Here is a 23329-nt window from a genome sequence, read left to right on the forward strand (position 1 = left end):
CGTAAAATTAACGCAGCAGAGACAGAACGGTCTGTGGAACCTGGTTTGCCTGAGACAGAACAGAAGTACCAGCCTGCTGCAGGATCTGCGCGCGGGACATGTTGGAAACTTCAGTTGCGTAGTCAGCGTCCTGGATACGGGACTGAGCAGCAGACAGGTTGGTAGAGGTGTTGTTCAGATTGTTGATTGCAGAGGTGAAACGGTTCTGCACAGCACCCAGTCCTGAACGAGCGGTATCAACTTTAGCGATAGCTTTGTCGATGGTGTCCAGGTCGGTAGCGGTCATTGCTTTCAGGTCGATAGCGTTCACGCCCAGAGTAGTAGAGTCAGCTTTAGCGCCGCTCAGATCCAGGTCGATGGTGTCGCCATCGTTCACGCCAACCTGAATTTTAACTTTACCAGTACCACCACCAGCAGTACCGTCCAGCAGTTTGATGCCGTTGAAGTCAGTTTTGCCCGCAACTCGGTCGATTTCAGCCAGACGAGCGGTAACTTCATCCTGCAGAGAAGCCAGGTCAGTCGTGCTGTTGGTGCCGTTGCTTGCCTGAACAGCCAGCTCACGAACACGCTGCAGGTTGTTGTTGATTTCGTTCAGAGAACCTTCAGCAGTCTGCGCCATGGAGATACCGTCGTTGGCGTTACGTGCAGCCTGGTTCATGCCTTTGATCTGAGAGGTCATGCGGTTTGCAATCGCCTGGCCAGCAGCATCGTCTTTCGCGCTGTTAATACGCAGACCGGAAGACAGACGCTCGATAGCAGTGCCCAGAGAAGACTGAGATTTGTTCAGGTTGTTCTGAGTGGTCAGGGACAACAGGTTAGTATTGATAACTGCCATAATTTTGTTTCCTTCAAAAATTGGGTTTTAGGTCCGGTGCCTAACACTCACAGCGTCTCTCACCGTCAACAAGGTTATCGACGGGTCCCCAAAAGACTTTAGAATCAATTTTCAAAAAATTACAACACACTGATTATTAATGATTTTATTTTTAAAAAAACAATTAAGGTCTGCCAGAGGCTTATTATTTACGCTTTTTTAACGCGCAAAGAGATGACAAAAAAGGCACACACTTATTCGTGTTTTCAATGCACGGATAATGACCCTAAAGTGCAATCCTTTCATTTACCCCGCCAGGACGTGCCTATTCTTTGGATTATTTTTTTCTCACGATCGTAAACTTTTGCTTTAAGAGGCCGATAAGAGTCCTGAACTACTTTCGTATTTTAAGGAAAATATGCATGGCTACTATCAGTAACCTCGGGATAGGTTCTGCAGGACTCGGGGATTTATATAATCAGTTGGATGCAGCAGAAAGAACCAAGCTGACGACGATTACTTCCCAGCAATCAACGTATAACGCACAGTTAAGCGCTTACGGCAAACTGCAGAGCGCCATGACATCGCTGCAGACTGCCACCGCTGCACTGGGTAAAGCAACCACCTGGAACTCAACGTCCGTTAGCAGTACCAACACGGCCTTTACCGCCACGACAACGGCTGACGCGTCCGTGGGTTCCTTTGTTGTCAACGTCAACCAGGTTGCCAAGGCACAGGCACTCACTACCGGCTCCTATGCAAACAACACGGATCTGCTGGGCGATACGACAGGTACGACGCGTAAAATCACCATCACCCAGCCGGGCACGAAAACGCCTTTAGAGGTCACCCTGGCGGATGGCGATACGTCTCTGGCCGGGATCGCGAGCGCCATTAATAAAGCGAACGGCAACGTCACCGCCAGCGTCATTAAAGCGAAAGACGGCGATTACCGCCTGATGCTGTCATCTAAAACCACCGGTACGGATGGTGAAATGACGATCAGCGTCACTGGCGACGATAAGCTGCAAAACGCAATTGGTTACAACTCCACCACAAAAACGGGCGCACTGACGGTTAACACCGGAGCTCAAAACGCGATTGTGGTAGTGAACAGCATTTCGATTGAGCGCCAGACGAATACCATTACCGATGCCCTGCCTGGCGTGACTTTCTCGCTGAAAGCAGAAAGCAAGGCAGATGAAACATTAGAGGTGACTCGCGCAACGGATGCTAACCAGAAAGCGATCACCGACTGGGTCACTGCGTATAACTCGCTGCAGTCCACCATTAACAGCCTGACGAAGTATGTTCCGGTTGATGCAGGCGCCGGCAGCCAGTCAGCCAGCAACGGGGCACTTGTTGGCGATGCAAACGTGCGCGGGATCCAGTCTCAGCTGCGCGGCCTGCTGACCGAAGTGCAGAGCGGCTCGGTACAGATCATGGCCCAACTGGGAATTACCCAGGACCCGGTAAAAGGTTCTGACGGTACCGTCGGTAACCTGAAAGTCGATACCGATAAGCTGAAAAAAGCGCTGACCGATAACCCGAACGCCGTACAGCAGTATTTTGTCGGTGACGGAAAGAAAACCGGTATGGCCACTCAGATGAACAACACGCTGACTACCATGCTCAGCACCAGTACCGGCAGCGCCGGGGTGATCCAGAACGCGAAAGACGGGATCAACAAAACGCTAAAAACTCTGGGTGAGCGTTACGATGCTATGGAAGCCACTATTGATGCCACCATGGCGCGTTACAAAACCCAGTTCACCAGTCTGGACGTATTAGTCACCAAAATGACCAATACAGCCAACTACCTGACCCAACAGTTCTCACAAAAATAGTCGTAGCCTTCAGGAGTGGATATGTATAAGACCTCTGGTGTTCAATCCTATCAGCAGATAGGAGTCGAAAGCGCAGTCATGAATGCCAGTCCACACCAGCTGATTGTCATGTTGTTCGACGGGGCGCATAGCGCCCTTGTTCGTGCGCGTTTGTTCATGGAAGCCGGACAAATTCGTGAGAAAGGCGAAGCGTTAACGAAAGCCATCAATATCATCGACAACGGTTTAAAAGCAGGACTGAACATGGAGGTTGAGAGCGAGTTGTCCGGTAATCTTGCCTCCTTGTACGAATATATGGTTCGACGTTTGTTGCTGGCGAATGTCAGTAACGACGTAGACGCAATTGTTGAAGTCGAGGGTTTATTAAACAACATTGCGGATGCGTGGAAGCAAATCGGCCCCAATGCGTCCTCTATTTCAGGATAATTTTGATGAATAATCCCAGCGCAGCGCTTAGCCACTGGCAGGCGTTACATGCTCAGAGCATTGCTATGCTCAATCTCGCACATTCTGGTCAATGGGATGCGCTTATCGAGCAGGAAATGCATTACGTTCAACTGGTGGAAAAAATTTCTCAGACCCCCATCATGTCATGCCCTCCGGCTCAGGTTGAGCAAGCGCGTGCGCTGCTGGAAATGATCCTTGAAAATGAGAATGCGCTAAAGGCACTGCTGAAAGTCCGCATGGACGAACTGCGCAATCTGATTGATCAAACCGGTAAACAGCAATCCATCACGTCTACCTATGGAAAGCTGTCAGGGAATATTCTTTATCCAGAAAGTTTGACCCGCGACACACAACTATGATTTCTTCATCCATACTCCAGAAGTCTGCCAATGGCTTCTGGAGCAAGGATGATGAAAAACCCCACCCTGTTACAATGTTTTCACTGGTACTACCCTGCTGGCGGTGAATTGTGGCGTGAGGTCACGGCGTTAGCTCCCAATCTTAACGAAATCGGCATCAACATGATCTGGCTGCCGCCCGCCTGTAAAGGGGCATCCGGCGGGTATTCTGTCGGCTATGACACCTATGACCTGTTCGATCTTGGCGAATTTGACCAGAAAGGCAGTATCGCCACGAAATACGGCGACAAGGCGCAGCTGCTGGAGGCCATTGATGCCCTCAAAAGCAATGAAATTGCCGTGCTGCTGGACGTGGTGGTCAACCACAAAATGGGCGCCGATGAAAAAGAGCCCGTGCGCGTTCAGCGCGTGAACGAGCAGGACCGCACGCAAATCGATGACGAAGTCATTGAGTGCGAAGCCTGGACTCGCTACACCTTCCCTGCCCGAGCCGGGCAGTACTCACAGTTTATCTGGGACTACAAATGCTTCAGCGGCGTCGACCACATTGAAAACCCCGATGAAGACGGCATCTTTAAAATCGTCAACGACTACACCGGCGAAGGCTGGAACGATCAGGTTGATGATGAGATGGGCAACTTCGACTACCTGATGGGCGAAAATATCGACTTTCGCAATCACGCCGTGACCGAGGAGATTAAATACTGGGCCCGCTGGGTCATGGAACAGACGCGCTGCGACGGTTTTCGTCTGGACGCCGTCAAGCATATTCCCGCCTGGTTTTACAAAGAGTGGATTGAGCACGTCCAGGAAGTCGCCGACCAGCCGCTGTTTATCGTGGCGGAATACTGGTCCCATGAGGTGGATAAACTTCAGGCCTATATTGACCAGGTCGAAGGCAAAACCATGCTGTTTGATGCCCCTCTGCAGATGAAATTCCACGAGGCGTCACGTCAGGGACGGGATTACGACATGAGCCAAATCTTCACCGGCACCCTGGTAGAAGCCGATCCGTTCCATGCGGTCACCCTCGTCGCGAACCATGACACCCAGCCTTTGCAGGCGCTGGAAGCCCCGGTCGAAGCCTGGTTTAAACCGCTGGCGTACGCGCTGATCCTGCTGCGGGAAAATGGCGTGCCGAGCGTCTTTTATCCGGATCTCTTCGGCGCCAGCTATGACGACGCGGGAGGCGACGGTGAAACGTACCATATAGATATGCCCGTCATTGAGCAGCTTCACGAGCTGATCCTCGCGCGCCAGCGTTTTGCCCACGGCGTGCAAACGCTGTTTTTTGACCATCCTAACTGCATCGCCTTCAGCCGCAGCGGCACGGAAGACGATCCCGGCTGCGTGGTGGTGCTGTCGAACGGGGACGACGGCGAGAAGGTGATTTGCCTGGGGGAAAACTACGGCAACAAAACGTGGCGGGATTTTCTCGGCAATCGCGAAGAAACCATCACCACGGCGGCGGATGGCGAAGGGACGTTTACCTGTAATGGGGGAAGCGTCAGCGTTTGGGTAATAGAGGATGCGCTGTAGAACGGGAAACGTGCGGCCTGATGCCCTCACCCCGTCCCTCTCCCACAGGGAGAGGGCGCAAACACCAAAAACGGCAACGAGGTTGCCGTTTTGCGTTTACCCTTAGGGTAGTTTACTCTCCAGCGGATTCTTGCTCAGGTAATCGGCACACTCAACCGTTGGACGGTCGACCTTCTGCAGCTCCAGCCCGTCGTACTCAAGTGTCGATCCCTCACGCTCCAGCGGATAGATATCCAGCTTACGCGTCACGTTGTAATAACTGTCTGAACGCAGCATGATTTTACCCGGCACGGCAATCACGCGCTGCCACTGACGGCAGTCCAGCGTATCGCCCTCTTCCGTCACCACCAGCGTGGCAATCGCCTTCGGGCTGACCATGTTGCTCTGGGGCCCTTTCGACTGCCAGTATCCCGCCAGATTTGCCGGGACAGGATGCTTGATCACGTCGTTATAGTTATCGACCTGAACGCACCCGGTCAGTGCCAGCAGCGCGCCAGCAATTGCTATTTTTTTCATCATCTTTCCTGCATTCGAAGAAAAAAATATTGTGGCATTAAAGCGCTGCGGCTGCCAGCGAAGATCGACAGGTCTGAAACTATACCTATCACGCACTCCCCTGAGGCTCCTGTCTACCACTTGCAGACAAAAACCCCGGTTATATGGGGTTTCGCAAGGAGTCTGAAGGATAACTAATACAGGCTAGAGACGAACGTGTTTATCGGCTCCGGCAACAAATCCTGCGGGTGATCGCCACCGAAGGTAGCCCACTTGCTTTTGCCGTTGATAATGGTCGATGCTACCCGATTATTGGATTCAGCATTATAAACAGTGATTTTCACTTCAATCTTGTCAGGAATGCCAGACCACTCAGTTGCGCGATCTTCCCAATGCAGTATCTGCGGAACCACATAATATCCGCGGCTGATTGAATGGTTAGCTTTCAGACATGTAACATCATCACAGTCAGCAAAAACAGTAACATTATCGGAATGCCGTAAAAATGCCGCTTTTACAGCGTCGGCCGTTGCTCTGCCAGAACCTGAATATGTGTGAGTCTCATAAACGCCATCAGTTGGCTGAGAAATCACAACCGAGACATCTTTTACCAGGTGCTCTGTACGCTCCTGAATATTATTTGTGCTGTATTTAGCGGAACAACCTGCCAGTAAAATTGCGGAAGAAACCAGAAACGCTCTTTTCACTTTTCTATCCCTGTAAAATAAAGGAGTTACATTTTATCAGGGCAGTCCCGGTAAACATAAATCTGCATCATGAAGACGTAACATAACGCGAGATATGAACCAGAGAGTTCAGTTCTGGAAGGCAAATGAACAGATGAGGCACCTGTCCAGAACCAAAACGAAGAGGATTTGCCCCGCTCATGCCCCACATCGTGGGTAGGGGCGGTTATTAATTATAAATATCATTAGGCTAGTTAACCTAAACCTGCATCCCCATCACTTCCTGATACGCCGACACCAGCTTGTTACGCACCTGGATCCCCATCTGCAGGGAAACCGAGGCTTTTTGCAGATCGGTCATCACATCATTCAGCGCCACGCCCGGCTCACCGAGGGTGAACTTCTCAGCCTGAGTGCGCGCTGCGGTCTGGGTATCACTGATACGGTCAAGAGCGGCATGCAGTTGCCCCGCGAAGCTGATGCTCGGCTGCTGATCTGCCACATTCTGATTACGGGCCGTCATCGCCGTTGCCTGCAACTGACTGATTACCCCTTCAATGCCCTGTATAGCCATGACTCTCCCCTGGATGGTTTTTTACGCGGTCAAGACTAACAGCTTGTCAATAAGATAATGGCGGTAAATAGCATGAAAAAACCAGGTTATTTGACGCATAGAAAATCACGAATCATCAAATAATGGCAGGGCCATCAATATGGAACTTTTGTCGTGTTTGCCGACCCGGGAGTCAGTTTTGTTTCTCTACACGAATAACGTAAACCACCAGGATTTAAGAGGTGCGCAATGAGTGCAACAGCATCGACAGCGCCGCAGAATAAATCACTCGAGTGGATGAACCGCCTTCGCGCGAATCCTAAAATCCCGTTGATCGTGGCAGGCGCTGCCGCAATTGCGATCCTTGTAGCGATGGTCCTGTGGGCGAAAAGCCCTGATTACCGGACGCTCTACAGCAACCTTTCCGATCAGGATGGCGGCGCCATCGTCACCCAGCTTACCCAGATGAACATCCCATATCGCTTTGCCGATAATGGCGGTGCGCTGGAGGTCCCGGCCGATAAGGTGCACGAACTGCGTCTGCGTCTGGCTCAGCAGGGGCTGCCGAAAGGCGGCGCGGTGGGCTTTGAGCTGCTGGATCAGGAAAAATTCGGTATCAGCCAGTTCAGCGAGCAGGTGAACTACCAGCGTGCGCTGGAAGGTGAGCTGGCCCGCACCATTGAAACGTTAGGCCCGGTGAAGAGTGCCCGCGTGCACCTGGCGATGCCTAAACCTTCTTTATTTGTCCGTGAACAGAAATCACCTTCAGCTTCCGTTACCGTGAACCTTGAGCCTGGCCGCGCGCTGGACGAAGGGCAAATCAGCGCGGTGACGCACCTCGTTTCCAGCGCCGTCGCCGGCCTGCCGCCGGGTAACGTGACGCTGGTAGACCAAAGCGGTCACCTGCTGACGCAATCCAATACCGCCGGTCGCGATCTGAATGATGCGCAGCTGAAGTATGCCGCCGATGTCGAAAACCGTCTCCAGCGCCGTATTGAAGCCATCCTCGGCCCGGTGGTGGGTAACAGCAACGTGCACGCGCAGGTTACCGCGCAGATCGACTTCGCGAACAAAGAACAAACTGAAGAACAATACAGCCCGAACGGCGATGCGGCTCAGGCGGTGATGCGTTCACGCCAGATCAATTCGAACGAACAGATCGGCGGTGCCTACCCGGGCGGCGTGCCGGGCGCGCTGTCTAACCAACCTGCCCCGGCTAACGCGGCGCCGATCTCTACGCCGCCGGCCAATCAGCAGAACGGTCAGCAAAATAATCAGCAGACCACCTCAACGACCAATAACGCCGGTCCGCGTAGCAGCAGTCGTAACGAAACCACGAACTACGAAGTGGATAGAACGATTCGCCACACTAAACTGAACGTGGGCGATATTCAGCGTCTTTCCGTCGCGGTAGTGGTGAATTACAAAACGCTGGCGGACGGCAAACCGCTGCCGTTGACTGCCGAGCAGATGAAGCAGATTGAAAACCTGACCCGTGAAGCGATGGGTTACTCCGAGAAGCGCGGCGATACCCTCAACGTGGTGAACTCACCGTTCAACTCGGTTGATGAGACCGGCGGTGAACTGCCGTTCTGGCAACAGCAGGCGTTTATCGACCAGCTGATGTCCGCAGGACGCTGGCTGCTGGTGCTGATTGTCGCGTGGCTGCTGTGGCGTAAGGGCGTTCGTCCGCAGCTTCAGCGTCGTGCTGAAGCCGAAAAAGCGGCTCGCGAGCAGATGTCTGCGCGTCAGGAAACGGAAGAAGCGGTTGAAGTTCGCCTCAGCAAAGATGAACAGATGCAGCAGCGTCGTGCTAACCAGCGCATGGGCGCTGAGGTCATGAGCCAGCGCATTCGCGAAATGTCAGATAACGATCCGCGCGTCGTGGCGCTGGTCATCCGCCAGTGGATGGGTAACGAACATGAGTAATACGCTTACGGGCACCGATAAAAGCGTCATCCTGCTGATGACCATTGGCGAAGATCGTGCGGCAGAGGTGTTTAAACACCTCTCCCAGCGAGAAGTGCAAATTCTCAGTGCGGCCATGGCCAACGTGCGTCAGATCTCCAACAAGCAGCTGACCGAAGTGCTGGCAGAGTTTGAACAGGAAGCCGAACAGTTTGCCGCGCTGAACATCAACGCCAACGACTACCTGCGCTCCGTGCTGGTCAAGGCGCTGGGCGAAGAGCGTGCCTCCAGCCTGCTGGAAGACATTCTGGAAACGCGCGATACCGCCAGCGGTATCGAAACGCTCAACTTTATGGAGCCGCAGAGTGCCGCCGACCTTATCCGCGACGAGCACCCGCAGATTATCGCCACCATCCTTGTCCACCTCAAACGTGGTCAGGCGGCCGATATTCTGGCGCTGTTCGAAGAACGCCTGCGTCACGATGTGATGCTGCGTATCGCGACCTTCGGCGGCGTCCAGCCGGCCGCGCTGGCGGAGCTGACCGAAGTGCTGAACAACCTGCTCGACGGTCAGAACCTCAAGCGCAGCAAAATGGGCGGCGTAAGAACGGCGGCGGAAATCATCAACCTGATGAAAACGCAGCAGGAAGAGGCCGTCATTACGGCGGTTCGCGAATTCGACGGCGAGCTGGCACAGAAAATCATCGACGAGATGTTCCTGTTCGAAAACCTTGTCGAAGTGGACGACCGCAGCATCCAGCGCCTGCTCCAGGAAGTGGACTCCGAGTCGCTGCTTATCGCCCTCAAAGGCGCCGAGCAGCCGCTGCGCGAGAAGTTCCTGCGCAACATGTCTCAGCGTGCGGCCGATATCCTGCGCGACGACCTTGCCAACCGCGGCCCGGTTCGTCTGTCTCAGGTGGAAAACGAACAGAAAGCCATTCTGCTTATTGTTCGTCGTCTGGCGGAAACCGGCGAGATGGTGATTGGCAGCGGAGACGACACCTATGTCTAATGAGCTGCCCTGGAAGCGCTGGACGCCGGACGATCTGGCGCCTCCCCTCTCCGAGTTCACGCCGGCCGTCATCGCAACCGAAGAGCTTGACCCGGACGTCGAGCAGCCCGAGCTGACCGAAGAGGAGCAGCAGGCCCAGATGCTGGCGCAGCTGCAAATGCAGGCGCACGAGCAGGGCTATAACGCCGGTCTGAACGAAGGCCGCCAGAAAGGCCACGAGCAGGGGTATCAGGAAGGTCTGGCGAAAGGGTTAGAGCACGGTATCGATCAGGCGCGCCAGCAGCAGGCGCCGATCCATGCCCGCATGCAGCAGCTGGTCAGCGAGTTTCAGCACACCCTGGACGCGCTGGACAGCGTGATTGCCTCGCGACTGATGCAGATGGCGCTGGAAGCCGCGCGTCAGGTTATCGGCCAGACCCCCGTGGTGGATAACACTGCGCTTATCAAACAAATTCAGGGGCTGCTTCAGCAGGAGCCGCTGTTCAGCGGGAAACCTCAGCTGCGCGTCCATCCGGACGACCTGCAGCGCGTTGAAGAAAGCCTGGGCGCGACGCTTAACCTGCACGGCTGGCGTCTGCGCGGCGATCCGTCGCTACATCACGGCGGCTGCAAAGTTTCTGCCGATGAAGGCGATCTGGATGCCAGCGTCGCCACCCGCTGGCAGGAACTGTGCCGCCTGGCGGCACCGGGAGTCGTCTGATGACCGCGCGCCTCACCCGCTGGCTCACCACGCTCGACAACTTTGAGACGAAGATGGCGCTACTGCCATCTGTTCGTCGTTATGGGCGACTGACGCGCGCCACCGGTCTGGTTCTCGAAGCCACCGGCCTGCAGCTTCCGCTCGGCGCGACCTGCGTCATTGAGCGTCAGGATGGTCTGGAAACGCGTGAAGTTGAAAGCGAAGTGGTCGGATTTAACGGCCAGCGCCTGTTCCTGATGCCGCTTGAAGAGGTGGAAGGCATTCTGCCCGGCGCGCGCGTGTATGCCAAAAATATTTCTGGCGACGGGCTGCAAAGCGGGAAACAGCTGCCGCTTGGCCCTGCCCTGCTGGGCCGCGTGCTGGACGGCAGCGGGAAACCGCTCGACGGACTGCCCTCCCCGGACACCACCGAAACCGGCGCGCTGATCACCCAGCCGTTCAACCCTCTGCAGCGTACCCCTATCGAGCACGTGCTGGACACCGGCGTGCGCCCGATTAACGCCCTGCTGACCGTGGGACGTGGACAGCGTATGGGCCTGTTCGCCGGCTCAGGCGTAGGCAAATCCGTCCTGCTCGGCATGATGGCGCGCTATACCCAGGCCGACGTGATCGTCGTGGGGCTGATCGGCGAACGTGGTCGCGAAGTAAAAGACTTTATTGAAAACATTCTGGGTGCGGAAGGCCGCGCCCGCTCGGTGGTGATCGCCGCACCGGCAGACGTGTCGCCGCTGCTGCGCATGCAGGGTGCCGCGTATGCCACCCGTATCGCCGAAGATTTTCGAGACCGCGGCAAGCACGTGCTGCTGATCATGGATTCCCTGACCCGTTACGCGATGGCGCAGCGTGAAATCGCGCTGGCCATCGGTGAGCCACCGGCGACCAAAGGCTACCCGCCTTCGGTCTTCGCCAAACTCCCTGCGCTGGTGGAACGCGCGGGGAACGGCATCAGCGGCGGCGGATCCATCACCGCGTTCTATACGGTACTGACGGAAGGCGATGACCAGCAGGACCCGATTGCCGACTCCGCGCGCGCGATCCTTGACGGTCATATTGTGCTGTCGCGTCGTCTGGCCGAAGCCGGACACTATCCGGCCATCGATATTGAAGCCTCTATCAGCCGCGCAATGACGGCGCTGATAACCGAGAAGCACTACGCCCGCGTGCGTAACTTCAAACAACTGCTTTCCAGCTTCCAGCGCAACCGCGATCTGGTCAGCGTGGGGGCGTATGCCAAAGGCAGCGACCCGATGCTCGACAAGGCGATTAGCCTGTGGCCGCAGCTGGAAGCATTTTTGCAACAAGGCATTTTTGAACGCGCCGACTGGGAAGATTCAATTCAGGCACTGGAGCTGATTTTCCCGCAGGTGTAACACAGGTGGAGGGCGAAGGTCATGGCGCAAAACAGCGCGTTATCAACGCTGAAAGATCTGGCTGAAAAAGAAGTTGATGATGCCGCATTGCAGCTAGGCGCAATGCGACGCGGGTGCCAGCAGGCTGAAGAACAGTTGAAGATGTTGATCGACTATCAGCATGAATATCGCACCAACCTCAATACCGATATGACACAGGGCATTGGCAGCCAGCGCTGGATTAACTATCAGCAGTTTATCCAGACGCTGGAGAAGGCGATAGATCAGCATCGCCAGCAGCTTAACCAGTGGACCCAGAAAGTCGATACCGCGCTGAATTTCTGGCGCGAGAAGAAGCAGCGACTGCAGGCCTGGCAGACTTTACAGGACCGACAGATCGCGGCAACGACCCTGGCGGAAAACCGTCTGGATCAGAAGAAAATGGATGAGTTTGCCCAGCGCGCATCAATGAGGAAACCGGAATGATCACACTGCAACAACTGCTGATGAGCGACAGCGACCTGTCAGGCGGCACGCAAACGGGGAAAGGCACCGACGGTGCACAGGACTTTCTCTCTCTGCTGGCGGGCGCCCTCTCGGACGCAACGGGCAAGGGCAAAGATGCGCCGCTGACCCTGGCTGACCTGAAAGCCGCCGGCAGTAAACTGTCAAAAGTGGCTCAGGACGCCAAAGGGGATACCACCCTGCAGGCCAAAATCGCCGACCTGCTCTCGCACCAGTCCGCGCTGAACGGCAATGAAACGTCGCCCGTCACGTCGCTTGATACGCTGGTTTCCGGGCTAGTACCGCTGTCTAAGGGTGACGCGCTCAAGACGCTCAATGCGGCGAACAGCAAAGATGACGGTAAAAGCGAGCTGAGCGAAGAAGAGCTTGCCGGATTAAGCGCGCTGATGGCGATGCTACCGCACCAGCAGACCAGCACTTCACACGCGGCAGGCAGTGATGGCGTTTCCGCCACCTCGACGCTGAACTCCGCGGCGCTTTCAAACGTCGCGGGCCAACCATCCCTGAACGCGGCTACGGGAAGCCACGATAAAGCGCAGCTTTCTGGGTCTTATCAGAGCCAGGTGAAAAATAACGACCCGGCCCTGCAGGGCAACGCGCCTGCTACACCGGCCGTGGCCGCGTCGGCAGAGAAGCAGGAGCTCGCCAGTTCGTCCTCTTCATCATCACCAACGGCCACCCTGGCACCGATTATATCCAGCCATGCGACCAGTCAGACGGCCGCCACCGTCGCCACCGCACCGGTATTAAGCCAGCCTCTGGGGACCCACGAATGGCAGCAGTCCCTGAGCCAGCACATCACCCTGTTCACTAAGCAGGGCCAGCAGACGGCAGAGCTGCGCCTGCACCCGGAAGATCTGGGTCAGGTGCAAATTTCGCTTAAGCTGGATGATAACCAGGCGCAGCTGCAGATGGTCTCTGCGCACAGCCATGTTCGTGCGGCACTGGAAGCCGCGCTGCCGGTACTGCGGACCTCACTGGCGGAAAACGGTATTCAGCTTGCCCAGAGCAGCGTCAGCAGCGAGAGCTTCGCCGGGCAGCAGCAGTCCTCATCCCAGCAGCAGCACCAGGCTTCGCGTTCCGGCAACACCGGCAGTTTTAATGAAGAGAGCGATGAGTTACTGCCTGTTCCTGCCGCCCTGCAGTCCGCAGCGCGCGGTAACAGTGCCGTAGACATCTTCGCCTAAACGCCAGAGGTAGCGTGATTATCCCCGTCTTTTCCACGCTTTGACGACAGCAGGACACGGGATAATCACCTTATTAAGCTGTACCGAAACAGGAAGCTCGTATCAGATGACTGACTCCGCTATCACCAAAAAAAGTAAGCGTTCCATCTGGATCCCGCTGCTGGTGTTGATCACGCTCGCCGCCTGCGCTACCGCGGGCTATAGTTACTGGCGTATGCAGCAGGAACCGACCACCGCTGCAGCCAAAGCTGAAGCACCTCCTCCGCCGGCTCCAGTGTTCTTCCCGCTGGATACCTTCACCGTCAATCTGGGTGATGCGGATCGCGTGCTTTACGTTGGCATTACGCTGCGCCTGAAAGATGAAGCCACCCGTTCACGTCTGAACGATTACCTTCCTGAAGTGCGTAGCCGCCTTCTGCTGCTGTTCTCTCGTCAGGACGCTTCGGCGCTGGCTACCGATGTGGGTAAGCAAAAGCTGGTCGACGCCATTAAACAAACGCTGGCGACCCCGCTGGTAAACGGCCAACCTAAGCAGGAAGTCACTGACGTTCTGTATACAGCATTCATTCTGCGGTAACGACATGGGCGACAGTATTCTTTCTCAGGCAGAAATCGATGCGCTGCTCAACGGCGACAGCGATAACAATGATGATCCGCAACCGGGTATTGGCGGCGATAGCGATATTCGTCCCTATGACCCGAATACTCAGCGTCGCGTGGTACGTGAACGTCTGCAGGCGCTGGAGATCATTAACGAACGTTTTGCACGTCAGTTCCGTATGGGGCTGTTTAACCTGCTGCGTCGTAGCCCGGATATCACGGTCGGTGCGATCCGCATTCAGCCGTACCATGAGTTTGCCCGCAACCTGCCGGTGCCGACCAACCTTAACCTGATTCATCTGAAGCCGCTGCGCGGCACCGGTCTGGTGGTGTTTTCGCCAAGCCTGGTGTTTATCGCGGTGGATAACCTGTTCGGCGGCGACGGGCGTTTCCCGACCAAAGTAGAAGGTCGCGAATTCACCCACACCGAACAGCGCGTCATTAACCGCATGCTGAAGCTGGCGCTGGAGTCTTATAGCGACGCGTGGAAAGCGATTAACCCGCTGGAAGTTGAGTACGTCCGTTCTGAGATGCAGGTGAAATTTACCAATATCACCACCTCCCCGAACGATATCGTCGTTAACACCCCGTTCCACGTGGAGATCGGTAACCTGACCGGCGAGTTCAACATCTGCCTGCCGTTCAGCATGATCGAACCGCTGCGCGAGCTGCTGGTGAACCCGCCGCTGGAGAACTCCCGCAACGAAGACCAGAACTGGCGTGAAAACCTGGTCCGCCAGGTCCAGCATTCGCAGCTTGAGCTGGTGGCGAGCTTCGCCGATATCCCGCTGCGGTTATCTCAGATCCTGAAATTACAACCCGGTGATGTTTTGCCGATAGAAAAACCCGACCGCATTATTGCCCATGTGGATGGTGTCCCCGTGCTGACAAGCCAGTACGGCACGATTAACGGTCAGTATGCGTTACGCGTTGAGCACTTGATCAACCCGATTTTGAATTCGCTGAATGAGGAACAGCCCAAATGAGTGACATGAACAATCCGTCCGATGAGAACAGCGGAGCACTGGACGATCTGTGGGCTGACGCGTTAAACGAGCAAAAAGCACCCCCGGCCAAAAGTGCAGCGGATGCCGTATTCCAGCAGCTCGGCGGCGGTGACGTCAGCGGCACGCTGCAGGACATCGACCTGATTATGGATATCCCGGTTAAGCTGACCGTTGAGCTGGGACGCACCCGCATGACCATTAAAGAGCTGCTGCGCCTGACGCAGGGTTCCGTGGTGGCCCTTGACGGTCTGGCCGGCGAGCCGCTGGATATTCTGATCAACGGTTATCTGATTGCCCAGGGTGAAGTGGTGGTGGTTGCCGATAAATACGGCGTACGCATCACCGACATCATTACCCCGTCTGAACGTATGCGTCGTCTGAGCCGTTAAGCATGAAAACCCAGGCAACAATATCACAGCCTTCTGCCGTTCCCGGCTCGCCTCTGCTCCAGGTGAGCGGGGCATTGTTCGGTATTATTGCCTTTATTCTTATTGCCGCCTGGCTGGCGAAGCGCTTTGGCCTGGCGGGTAAAACCGCCGGTGCCCGCGGCCTGAAGGTCAGCGCGAGCACCACGCTGGGGCCACGCGAACGCGTGGTCATCGTCGAGGTAGACGATGCGCGTCTGGTTTTGGGCGTAACGGCCTCAAACATCAGCGTATTACACAAGCTGCCGCCCGCCCCTGCTGTGGTGGACGAGCGCGCAGACGCCCCTGCGGATTTTCAGTCCGTTTTGAAGAGTTTGCTTAAGCGTTCCGGGAGATCCTGATGCGCCGTTTGTTATCCCTGACGCTTGCGGGCGTTGGCCTGTTTGCTCCCGCGGTCTATGCACAGCTGCCCGGTCTGGTCTCCACCCCTCTCGCAGGCGGCGGACAAAGCTGGTCGCTTCCGGTGCAGACGCTGGTATTCATCACCTCGCTGACGTTTATTCCGGCTATCCTGCTGATGATGACCAGCTTCACCCGCATCATCATCGTCTTTGGTCTGCTGCGAAACGCGCTGGGAACCCCTTCAGCCCCACCAAACCAGGTTCTGCTGGGGCTGGCGCTGTTTTTGACTTTTTTCATTATGTCGCCGGTTATCGACAAGATTTATACCGACGCCTATCAGCCGTTCAGCGAAGACAAAATCTCCATGCAGGAGGCGCTGGATAAAGGCGCGCAGCCGCTGCGGGAATTTATGCTGCGCCAGACCCGCGAAGCCGACCTGGCCCTCTTTGCCCGCCTGTCCAACACCGGCGAGCTGCAGGGACCGGAATCAGTGCCAATGCGTATTCTTCTGCCTGCCTATGTTACCAGCGAGCTGAAAACCGCATTCCAGATTGGCTTTACCATCTTTATTCCGTTCCTGATTATCGATCTCGTGATCGCCAGCGTCCTGATGGCGCTCGGGATGATGATGGTGCCGCCCGCGACCATTGCCCTGCCCTTTAAGATCATGCTCTTTGTACTGGTCGACGGCTGGCAGCTGCTGGTCAGCTCGCTGGCGCAGAGTTTCTACAGTTAAGGAACGGCAATGACACCCGAATCGGTCATGATGATGGGCACGGAAGCGATGAAAATCGCGATTGCCGTTGCCGCGCCGCTGCTGCTTGTCGCGCTGGTTACCGGTCTGATTATCAGTATTCTGCAGGCCGCCACGCAGATTAACGAAATGACGCTGTCATTCATCCCTAAAATCATCGCCGTGTTCGTGGCGATTATCGTGGCCGGGCCGTGGATGCTGAACCTGTTGCTGGACTATATGCGCAACCTGTTTACCAATCTGCCGTACATCATCGGCTGACCTGACGATGCTGCACTTCACCAGCGACCAGTGGGTTCAGTGGCTCGGCGTCTACTTCTGGCCGATGCTGCGCATCATGGCGCTGATCTCCACCGCCCCCATTCTCAGTGAGAAATCGATACCCAAGCGCGTCAAGGTGGGGCTGGGGATTATCATCTCCATTATCGTCGCGCCCTCTCTTCCCCCCGTGGATATTCCGATTTTCTCGGCGAATGCGGTGTGGGTGGCCTTGCAGCAGGTGATGATTGGCGTCGCCGTCGGCTTTACCATGCAGCTCGCCTTTGCCGCGGTGCGTACCGCAGGAGAACTTATCGGCCTGCAGATGGGACTATCGTTCGCCACGTTTGTCGATCCCGGTAGTCATCTCAACATGCCCGTGCTGGCGCGCATTATCGATCTGCTCGCCATGCTGCTGTTCCTGTCGTTCAACGGCCATCTCTGGCTTATCTCCATGCTGGTAGATACGTTCCATACGCTACCGATTGGCGAAAATCCGGTGAACAGCAACGCTTTCCTGGCCCTCACCCGAGCGGCGGGGCTAATCTTCCTGAACGGGCTGATGCTGGCGCTGCCGATCATCACCCTGCTGCTGACCGTCAACCTGGCGTTAGGTTTACTCAACCGAATGGCACCGCAGCTTTCAGTGTTTGTCATTGGTTTTCCGCTGACGCTGACGGTTGGGATTTTATTAATGTCATTACTGATGCCACTTATCGCTCCCTTCTGTGAACATTTATTCGGCGAGATATTCAACCTGTTAGCGGATATTGTCAGCGAGCTGCCACGCAAATAATAGCCCTCACTGTTGATATTGTCTTTCTGAGGATATTCCTAAAATAAAACGCGTAAAACATCTTCCAGGATATATCTGACGCGGTTTAATTGTTTCTAACCATCTCACAATACTTAATATTTACTTTACTTTAAGAAGATTCCTGGCAAATTATACGTAACTTTACGGGATAGTGAGTCCGCCTGAAAGTCTTTGTCATGCTCACAGGTTTATTATTTTTTTCCATCCCGTATGGCTGTTTTGAGCTCTCAGGCAGATGGTGAATTATCGTTACGCATTGAGTGAGGGTATGCCATGTCAACGATCATTATGGATTTATGCAGCTACACCCGGCTAGGGTTAACCGGGTACCTGGCAAGCAGAGGGGTAAGAAAGAGAGACATCAACGATGCACACACCGTTGACGAACTCGCAGCCGCTTGTGACGAACTAAAACCAGGCGTGGTGTTTATTAATGAGGACTGTTTCATTCACGATCCAGCCAACAGTCAGCACATTAAGCAAATCATTAATCAGCATCCAAAAACCCTGTTTATTGTTTTTATGGCGATCGCGAATATCCATTTCGATGAGTATTTGTTGGTCCGTAAAAATTTATTGATCAGTTCTAAATCGATTAAACCCGAGTCGCTGGATGACATTCTGGGTGATTATTTGAATAAAGAAGTTAAAAATGTAGGAGCGGTTAACTTACCCACCTTATCATTAAGCAGGACTGAATCAAGCATGCTGCGAATGTGGATGGCGGGACAAGGAACTATTCAGATCTCTGACCAGATGAATATTAAAGCGAAAACCGTTTCGTCACACAAAGGAAATATTAAAAGGAAAATTAAAACGCATAATAAGCAAGTGATCTACCACGTGGTACGCCTGACCGATAATGTGACGAACGGGATTTTCGTCAACATGCGTTAGTCGCTTAAGACCTGTGCACCCTACCTTTGATCTCTGGCCTGGCCAGAGATTTTTGCTTCTGTAGAGGGTGTCGGGCACGCGCTGTGCTACCCGACGCCGTGCTATTCCGCCTTCTCGACAAAAATGCCGTCCGGATGCCCCAGTTCGTTAAAAAACCAGATGCCGAGCGGGTAGTCTTCAAGCGATACCAGGTACATTGTGCCTTCGCTAAACTCTTCAATTGCCAGCACTACACCCGGGCGGCGCGGCCCTCCGTCCGTTTTAACGGTTACCCGATCGTTGACCTTCATACATTCCTCCTCTGGTTTTGAGCCAGTGTAGAACAAAACGCAAAAACGCACATCGCCGCCCGGCGTGAATGGCGTTTTTATGCACAGTCTATACTTACCGTTGGACACGGCTGAAAGAGGAACCCCGTAATGAAGACCGATAAAGAGTACAGTGACACCATCAAGCGCGAAGTCGAGGTGGATGTCGATGCCCTGCTGGCCGCCATCAATGAGATCAGTGAGTCAGAAGTCCGCCGGTCGGACGATAATTCGGACCGCGTCATTGTCAACGGAAGGGATTATCACACCTATCGCGAGCTGGCGGAGGCCTTCGAGCTTGATATTCACGACTTTAGCGTGTCTGAAGCCAATCGGTAGGGCGAAAAAAATCCCGGTCATGGGGATGACCGGGATCAAAACATGCTTATGCAAGAAGCACTTGAAAATTCGTTACACCAGGAAATCTGATGTACATGCCACACTATCCCCAACGAATTTGGCTGACAAGCATATATTCTTACGATGAATATAATATTTTTAACATAATGCTTTCCGTTATGAGCAATAACACGCGCCGAATGCGGGTTTGCCAGGGGCATCCCTCTTTTCTCCGGTTTTCGCCTTAATTATTTTTTAGGAATTTTCTTAGATCGAGACGCATCTGTTACCAGGAGTCGCTATGCCTTCACTGCAGGATACATTGCTGATTTTCTCTGACCTGGATGGTTCACTGCTGGATATTCACACCTATGAGTGGCAACCCGCCATGCCCTGGCTGGACAGGCTGCTGGATAATCAGGTTCCGGTCATTCTTTGCAGCAGCAAGACCGCGGCAGAGATGCTCGATCTCCAGCTGGATCTGGGGCTTGAAGGCTTGCCTTTTATTGCCGAGAACGGCGCGGTGATTCAGCCTGACGTGCGCTGGAATAAGGTTCAGCGCCAGATCAGGGGGATGACGCACCGGGATATTCGCCCGCGAATCGAGCAAATCCGCCTGCAGACGGGCTATAAATTCACTACTTTTGACGATGTTGATGATCATGTTATCAGCGAGTGGACCGGACTGACGCGCTACCGTTCGGCGCTTGCCCGCAAGCATGAAGCGTCCGTCACGCTCATCTGGCGCGATACCGACGAGAAAATGGTTCAGTTTGAAGAAGAGCTGGCGAGTGTCGGCCTGAAATGCCTGCAGGGGGCGCGTTTCTGGCATGTTCTGGACTCCCGCTGCGGCAAAGACGTTGCGGTGAACTGGCTGATTGAGCAATACCGCGAGCAGGAAGAGATTGAACCCACCACGCTGGGGCTCGGCGACGGTCCCAATGATGCGCCGCTGCTCGACAGCGTTGACTTCGCGGTAGTGATTAAGGGCATTAACCGCCAGGGCATCACGCTACGGGACGATAACCCCGCCCGGGTTTATCACACCCGGCAGCCCGGCCCGGCGGGCTGGCAGGAGGGGCTGGATCACTTCCTGTCCTGATCCCGCCAGACGACACGGTTACGCCCGCTCTGTTTGGCCTGATACAGCCGGGCGTCCGCCACGGACTGTAGCTGTTCAAACTCGTAGTTACCCGCTTCATCCGCGCTGCTGACCCCCAGCGACGCGCTGACGCGCAGGGTCGTGCTCTTCTTCACCAGGATCTCCTTACTGTTGATCCGGCAACGTATACGCTCCGCGACGCTTCTCGCCTCCTCCAGACCGATCCCCGGCAGGACGACGCAAAACTCTTCCCCGCCTACGCGCCCTGCCACATCATTCTTGCGTAGCGCGCTGGCAATCAGTCCTGCCGTGTGGGAGAGCACTTTATCCCCGGCCTGATGGCCGAAGCGGTCGTTGATGTTTTTAAAGCAGTCGAGATCGATCTGAATCACAGAGAACGGCAGCGACTGCTGCCGACAGGTTTCCGCCAGCAATTTTGCCCGGTCGAACAGCGCGCCGCGATTATTCAGCCGCGTAAGCGGATCATGCCAGGCCTGCCACTGGAGCGAGTGCTGAAGCGTGTACATGTTACTCACCATGCGGCGGATCACCAGCCACGAGATCAATAGCATGGCGGTAAAGAGCGCCCACAGCAGCGCCAGCACGATGCTGATGCTGCCGAAGTCGTCCTGTACCCCTTCGTGCAGGGTATGGATCCGCAGGACGACGCCGTCGAAGTGATCGAGACGTTCCCAGCTGACAAAACGGCTTCCGAGGCGGATCCCGCCGCCAGTAGCGTGCTCTATAGCCTGCGCAATCTGCGCCGTTTCGCGTTCGTCAAAATGGTTAACCACGTTTCCCGTACGGGCAGAGGTGGCAATCATATTGAGCCGGGTATCGTACAGCTGATACTCCCCTTCCGTTCGGTCTTCCGTCGCATCGGCCAGCAGGCGCTGCATCGTGCTAAGCGTAAAATCCATCGCCACGACGCCATACCAGTAACGATCGAAATAGATGGGAACGCTGGCGGTGATCGTACGTTCATCATTGGTCCAGGATGACGGGGTAGAGATAAACCAGCGCACCGCGCGAGCGCGATTGTTCCGCTCTGACTGCTGGGTAAACCAGGGCTGCGTGACCAGATGGTAATAGCGGGAGGTAATATCCCCCGCCTGGTCCGGCGTATCCGTGGAAAGGAAAAAACCGGCACGAGAGACGTAGATCACCCGCTCTTCCGTTTGTGCTCTCGACGACGCCAGCCTGAGAAGATACCCCACTTCGAGCGCGGCAGAAATTTCATGACTGATGCGCTCAGCGTCCCGATTCAGAAGCGTGGTTTTATCCACGAACACATCCGAGACCCCGTTTATGGGAAGCGTGCGCTTTTTATCAACGGCAATCTGCCAGGTTGGAAGCATGCGGACGGTATTAAAGCGTGATACCGCATCCTGTAAGACTTCAAAGGCCAGCGGCGTCTCGATCGCATCATGCATGCCCTGACGGAAAAACAGCATCCTGTCCACGCTGTTCTGCAGTTGCCGGTCCAGAGAACTGGCCACCGTATCCAGATGATTGCGCTGGCTGGAGATGTAGGCCTCTTCCAGTACCACCACTTCACGCCAGGTCAGTAGAGTGGAAAATACCAGAACCACCAGAAAACAGAGATTAACAATCAACCCCGGATTGCTACGCTTATGCAGCCACTGCAAAAAAGATTGTCTTACAACAAAGGTATCGCGCTGCACACACACTCCCTGATCGCTGCTTTCACCCGGTACTTGAGATAAAAACGCCCGGCAAAGCCGGGCGTTATGTGATTAAGCCTTGTCCCGCTGGTGCTGCCCGTCCCCCGGCTGAAGCTCATCTTCACGAAATGCTTCCCGCTTGATGCCATAGCCATCGTGCCACCGACATTCCACCATTCCGCTGGAATAGCCGGTCACAATCATACGTGGGCCGCCCTTCTTAGGCTTAACTTCATCACTGACCAAAAAGACCATACCTGCCTCCTGTATCAGGGTGAAACTGTTTCAATTTAGACGAGGAATGGTCTTTTTGCATCCCACAGCGGGTAACAATTAGTGCGACGTGCCGCGTATTTTTTCAACCAGCTTCACCGCCGCAACCACGATAGCGCCAATGATAAAGCCCAGCACCAGATTCAGCAGCGTGGGCAGAATTGCGGCAACAAGAGCCCCCTGCGCCGAGGAGAAATGTTCGATAGCATGGTGCAGCGGCGCGATACCGTGAACCACGATCCCGCCGCCAACGAGAAACATCGCCAGCGTGCCTACCACCGACAAACTCTTCATCAGCCACGGGGCCAGCACCAGCAGGCTTTTGCCGATGCCTCTTGCCACCGCGCTCGTTTTCTCTTCCAGCCAGTAGCCAATATCGTCCAGCTTGACGATCAGTCCCACCAGGCCGTACACGCCGACCGTGACCAGAATCGCGATGCCGGAGAGGATCAGGACCTGATTCAGGAGCGGCGCGTCAGACACGATGCCCAGCGTAATGGCGACAATTTCCGCGGACAGGATAAAGTCTGTCCGAATGGCGCCTTTGACCTTATCGCGCTCGAAGGTTTTCGGATCCTGCGCGGCCAGCGCTTCAAGACGCTGCTGGCGCACCTCCGGCGTATCGCTCTGCTTGCGCGCGCTAAAGGAGTGCAGCACCTTCTCCACGCCCTCGAAGCAGAGAAACGCCCCGCCAATCATCAGCAGCGGCGTGATGGCCCAGGGAATAAACGCGCTGATCAGCAGCGCCAGCGGCACCAGAATCACCTTGTTCAGGAAGGAGCCTTTCGCCACGCCCCACACCACCGGCAGTTCACGGTTAGCCCTCACCCCACTCACCTGCTGGGCGTTAAGCGATAAATCATCGCCCAGCACGCCTGCGGTTTTTTTCGCCGCCAGTTTCCCCATCACTGAAATGTCGTCCAGTAAGGTCGCAATATCATCCAGCAATGTTAATAAGCTACTTCCTGCCAAAATCGTAATCCTTCATTTTTTGGTAATTAAGTGAATAGTATGGAGCAAAAGCGCAAACCCGGAAACACCCACCTCGCGTCAACAAAAAATTCACATCTGCCACACAATTAAAGGACTCGCCAGCGCGAT

27 protein-coding genes and 1 pseudogene are annotated in these 23329 nt (G+C 55.1%); 20 read left to right on the forward strand and 8 right to left on the reverse strand.

Features of this window, described 5'->3' with window-relative positions; translation table 11 throughout:
- Window positions 1–7 precede the first annotated feature (7 nt).
- On the reverse strand, window positions 8–835 hold the full coding sequence (locus ACOTZB_RS16160; RefSeq protein WP_421627768.1) for a flagellin: 828 nt from the start codon (window positions 833–835) through the stop codon (window positions 8–10).
- A gap of 401 nt (window positions 836–1236) precedes the next feature.
- Here ACOTZB_RS16160 and fliD point away from each other — a divergent pair, with 401 nt between their 5' ends.
- From fliD to amyA, 4 genes are read left to right on the forward strand one after another with little or no spacing between them, the layout of a single operon-like run.
- Window positions 1237–2661: a flagellar filament capping protein FliD gene (gene fliD / locus ACOTZB_RS16165; protein ID WP_047741658.1), complete on the forward strand. Its 1425-nt coding sequence runs from the start codon at window positions 1237–1239 to the stop codon at window positions 2659–2661.
- Between the two features lie 21 nt (window positions 2662–2682).
- Entirely contained in the window at window positions 2683–3087 is a 405-nt protein-coding gene (gene fliS, locus ACOTZB_RS16170; RefSeq protein WP_033145898.1) for a flagellar export chaperone FliS, read from the forward strand.
- A gap of 5 nt (window positions 3088–3092) precedes the next feature.
- Window positions 3093–3467 carry a flagella biosynthesis regulatory protein FliT gene (gene fliT, locus ACOTZB_RS16175; protein WP_033145899.1) on the forward strand — a complete coding sequence of 125 codons (375 nt, stop codon included), beginning with the start codon at window positions 3093–3095 and terminating at the stop codon, window positions 3465–3467.
- A 51-nt stretch (window positions 3468–3518) separates the two neighbouring features.
- Window positions 3519–5006, forward strand: a complete 1488-nt coding sequence (gene amyA / locus ACOTZB_RS16180; protein ID WP_421627830.1) for an alpha-amylase — start codon at window positions 3519–3521, stop codon at window positions 5004–5006.
- Window positions 5007–5108: 102 nt separating this feature from the next.
- Here amyA and yedD read toward each other — a convergent pair whose 3' ends face one another.
- From yedD to fliE, 3 genes are all read right to left on the reverse strand, one after another.
- Window positions 5109–5522, reverse strand: coding sequence for a lipoprotein YedD (yedD, locus tag ACOTZB_RS16185; protein ID WP_421627770.1), 414 nt, complete (start codon window positions 5520–5522; stop codon window positions 5109–5111).
- A 173-nt stretch (window positions 5523–5695) separates the two neighbouring features.
- Window positions 5696–6208, reverse strand: coding sequence for a DUF4823 domain-containing protein (locus ACOTZB_RS16190; RefSeq protein WP_121932027.1), 513 nt, complete (start codon window positions 6206–6208; stop codon window positions 5696–5698).
- A 238-nt stretch (window positions 6209–6446) separates the two neighbouring features.
- Window positions 6447–6761: a flagellar hook-basal body complex protein FliE gene (fliE, locus tag ACOTZB_RS16195; RefSeq protein ID WP_008500329.1), complete on the reverse strand. Its 315-nt coding sequence runs from the start codon at window positions 6759–6761 to the stop codon at window positions 6447–6449.
- 228 nt (window positions 6762–6989) lie between these two features.
- On the opposite strand from fliE, the gene fliF reads away from it, so the two are divergent.
- The 14 genes and pseudogenes from fliF (at window position 6990) to rcsA (ending at window position 18521) form a co-directional block, all read left to right on the forward strand.
- Complete coding sequence (fliF, locus tag ACOTZB_RS16200) at window positions 6990–8669, forward strand: flagellar basal-body MS-ring/collar protein FliF (RefSeq protein ID WP_421627773.1); 1680 nt, start codon at window positions 6990–6992, stop codon at window positions 8667–8669.
- Window positions 8662–9660 carry a flagellar motor switch protein FliG gene (fliG, locus tag ACOTZB_RS16205; protein WP_023312301.1) on the forward strand — a complete coding sequence of 333 codons (999 nt, stop codon included), beginning with the start codon at window positions 8662–8664 and terminating at the stop codon, window positions 9658–9660. The genes fliF and fliG overlap by 8 nt, the downstream gene beginning before the upstream one ends.
- The gene (gene fliH, locus ACOTZB_RS16210) at window positions 9653–10360 is read left to right on the forward strand and encodes a flagellar assembly protein FliH (protein WP_023312302.1); all 708 of its coding nucleotides are present in this window, start codon (window positions 9653–9655) and stop codon (window positions 10358–10360) included. Before fliG ends, fliH begins: the two co-directional genes overlap by 8 nt.
- Window positions 10360–11730: a flagellar protein export ATPase FliI gene (gene fliI, locus ACOTZB_RS16215; RefSeq protein WP_023312303.1), complete on the forward strand. Its 1371-nt coding sequence runs from the start codon at window positions 10360–10362 to the stop codon at window positions 11728–11730. Before fliH ends, fliI begins: the two co-directional genes overlap by 1 nt.
- A gap of 21 nt (window positions 11731–11751) precedes the next feature.
- Window positions 11752–12195: a flagellar export protein FliJ gene (gene fliJ / locus ACOTZB_RS16220; protein ID WP_023312304.1), complete on the forward strand. Its 444-nt coding sequence runs from the start codon at window positions 11752–11754 to the stop codon at window positions 12193–12195.
- Window positions 12192–13421, forward strand: a complete 1230-nt coding sequence (fliK, locus tag ACOTZB_RS16225; RefSeq protein ID WP_421627775.1) for a flagellar hook length control protein FliK — start codon at window positions 12192–12194, stop codon at window positions 13419–13421. The genes fliJ and fliK overlap by 4 nt, the downstream gene beginning before the upstream one ends.
- 106 nt (window positions 13422–13527) lie before the next feature.
- Window positions 13528–13998 (forward strand): flagellar basal body-associated protein FliL, encoded by a 471-nt coding sequence (fliL, locus tag ACOTZB_RS16230; protein ID WP_023312306.1) that lies wholly within the window; start codon window positions 13528–13530, stop codon window positions 13996–13998.
- A 4-nt stretch (window positions 13999–14002) separates the two neighbouring features.
- Window positions 14003–15007 carry a flagellar motor switch protein FliM gene (gene fliM, locus ACOTZB_RS16235; protein WP_023312307.1) on the forward strand — a complete coding sequence of 335 codons (1005 nt, stop codon included), beginning with the start codon at window positions 14003–14005 and terminating at the stop codon, window positions 15005–15007.
- A complete protein-coding gene (gene fliN, locus ACOTZB_RS16240) occupies window positions 15004–15417 on the forward strand; it encodes a flagellar motor switch protein FliN (RefSeq protein WP_023312308.1) in 414 nt (137 codons plus the stop codon). Before fliM ends, fliN begins: the two co-directional genes overlap by 4 nt.
- Window positions 15418–15419: 2 nt before the next feature.
- Window positions 15420–15794 (forward strand): flagellar biosynthetic protein FliO, encoded by a 375-nt coding sequence (gene fliO / locus ACOTZB_RS16245; RefSeq protein ID WP_421627778.1) that lies wholly within the window; start codon window positions 15420–15422, stop codon window positions 15792–15794.
- Window positions 15794–16531, forward strand: coding sequence for a flagellar type III secretion system pore protein FliP (gene fliP / locus ACOTZB_RS16250; protein WP_024909733.1), 738 nt, complete (start codon window positions 15794–15796; stop codon window positions 16529–16531). Before fliO ends, fliP begins: the two co-directional genes overlap by 1 nt.
- Window positions 16532–16540: 9 nt before the next feature.
- Window positions 16541–16810, forward strand: a complete 270-nt coding sequence (fliQ, locus tag ACOTZB_RS16255) for a flagellar biosynthesis protein FliQ (RefSeq protein WP_008500315.1) — start codon at window positions 16541–16543, stop codon at window positions 16808–16810.
- Window positions 16811–16817: 7 nt separating this feature from the next.
- Window positions 16818–17619 (forward strand): annotated as a pseudogene (gene fliR / locus ACOTZB_RS16260) (flagellar biosynthetic protein FliR).
- 278 nt (window positions 17620–17897) lie between these two features.
- On the forward strand, window positions 17898–18521 hold the full coding sequence (gene rcsA / locus ACOTZB_RS16265) for a transcriptional regulator RcsA (protein WP_008500313.1): 624 nt from the start codon (window positions 17898–17900) through the stop codon (window positions 18519–18521).
- 101 nt (window positions 18522–18622) lie between these two features.
- Here the strand turns inward: rcsA and dsrB are convergent, their stop codons facing one another.
- On the reverse strand, window positions 18623–18811 hold the full coding sequence (dsrB, locus tag ACOTZB_RS16270; protein ID WP_013097741.1) for a protein DsrB: 189 nt from the start codon (window positions 18809–18811) through the stop codon (window positions 18623–18625).
- A 129-nt stretch (window positions 18812–18940) separates the two neighbouring features.
- Here dsrB and yodD point away from each other — a divergent pair, with 129 nt between their 5' ends.
- Window positions 18941–19168 (forward strand): YodD family peroxide/acid resistance protein, encoded by a 228-nt coding sequence (yodD, locus tag ACOTZB_RS16275; RefSeq protein ID WP_008500310.1) that lies wholly within the window; start codon window positions 18941–18943, stop codon window positions 19166–19168.
- A 301-nt stretch (window positions 19169–19469) separates the two neighbouring features.
- A complete protein-coding gene (locus tag ACOTZB_RS16280) occupies window positions 19470–20270 on the forward strand; it encodes a mannosyl-3-phosphoglycerate phosphatase-related protein (protein ID WP_421627779.1) in 801 nt (266 codons plus the stop codon).
- On the opposite strand, the gene dgcQ is transcribed toward ACOTZB_RS16280, so the two are convergent.
- The 3 genes from dgcQ to ACOTZB_RS16295 all read right to left on the reverse strand — a co-directional run bounded on the left by dgcQ (window position 20255) and on the right by ACOTZB_RS16295 (window position 23200).
- Window positions 20255–21955: a cellulose biosynthesis regulator diguanylate cyclase DgcQ gene (dgcQ, locus tag ACOTZB_RS16285; protein ID WP_421627780.1), complete on the reverse strand. Its 1701-nt coding sequence runs from the start codon at window positions 21953–21955 to the stop codon at window positions 20255–20257. The genes ACOTZB_RS16280 and dgcQ overlap by 16 nt on opposite strands.
- Before the next feature lie 72 nt (window positions 21956–22027).
- A complete protein-coding gene (locus tag ACOTZB_RS16290) occupies window positions 22028–22210 on the reverse strand; it encodes a YodC family protein (RefSeq protein WP_023312315.1) in 183 nt (60 codons plus the stop codon).
- Window positions 22211–22288: 78 nt separating this feature from the next.
- Window positions 22289–23200, reverse strand: a complete 912-nt coding sequence (locus ACOTZB_RS16295; RefSeq protein ID WP_047652389.1) for a DUF808 domain-containing protein — start codon at window positions 23198–23200, stop codon at window positions 22289–22291.
- Window positions 23201–23329: the final 129 nt, after the last annotated feature.

The sequence above is a fragment of the Enterobacter cloacae complex sp. SHL020 genome (assembly GCF_049236945.1).
Taxonomy (GTDB): Bacteria; Pseudomonadota; Gammaproteobacteria; order Enterobacterales; family Enterobacteriaceae; genus Enterobacter; species Enterobacter dykesii.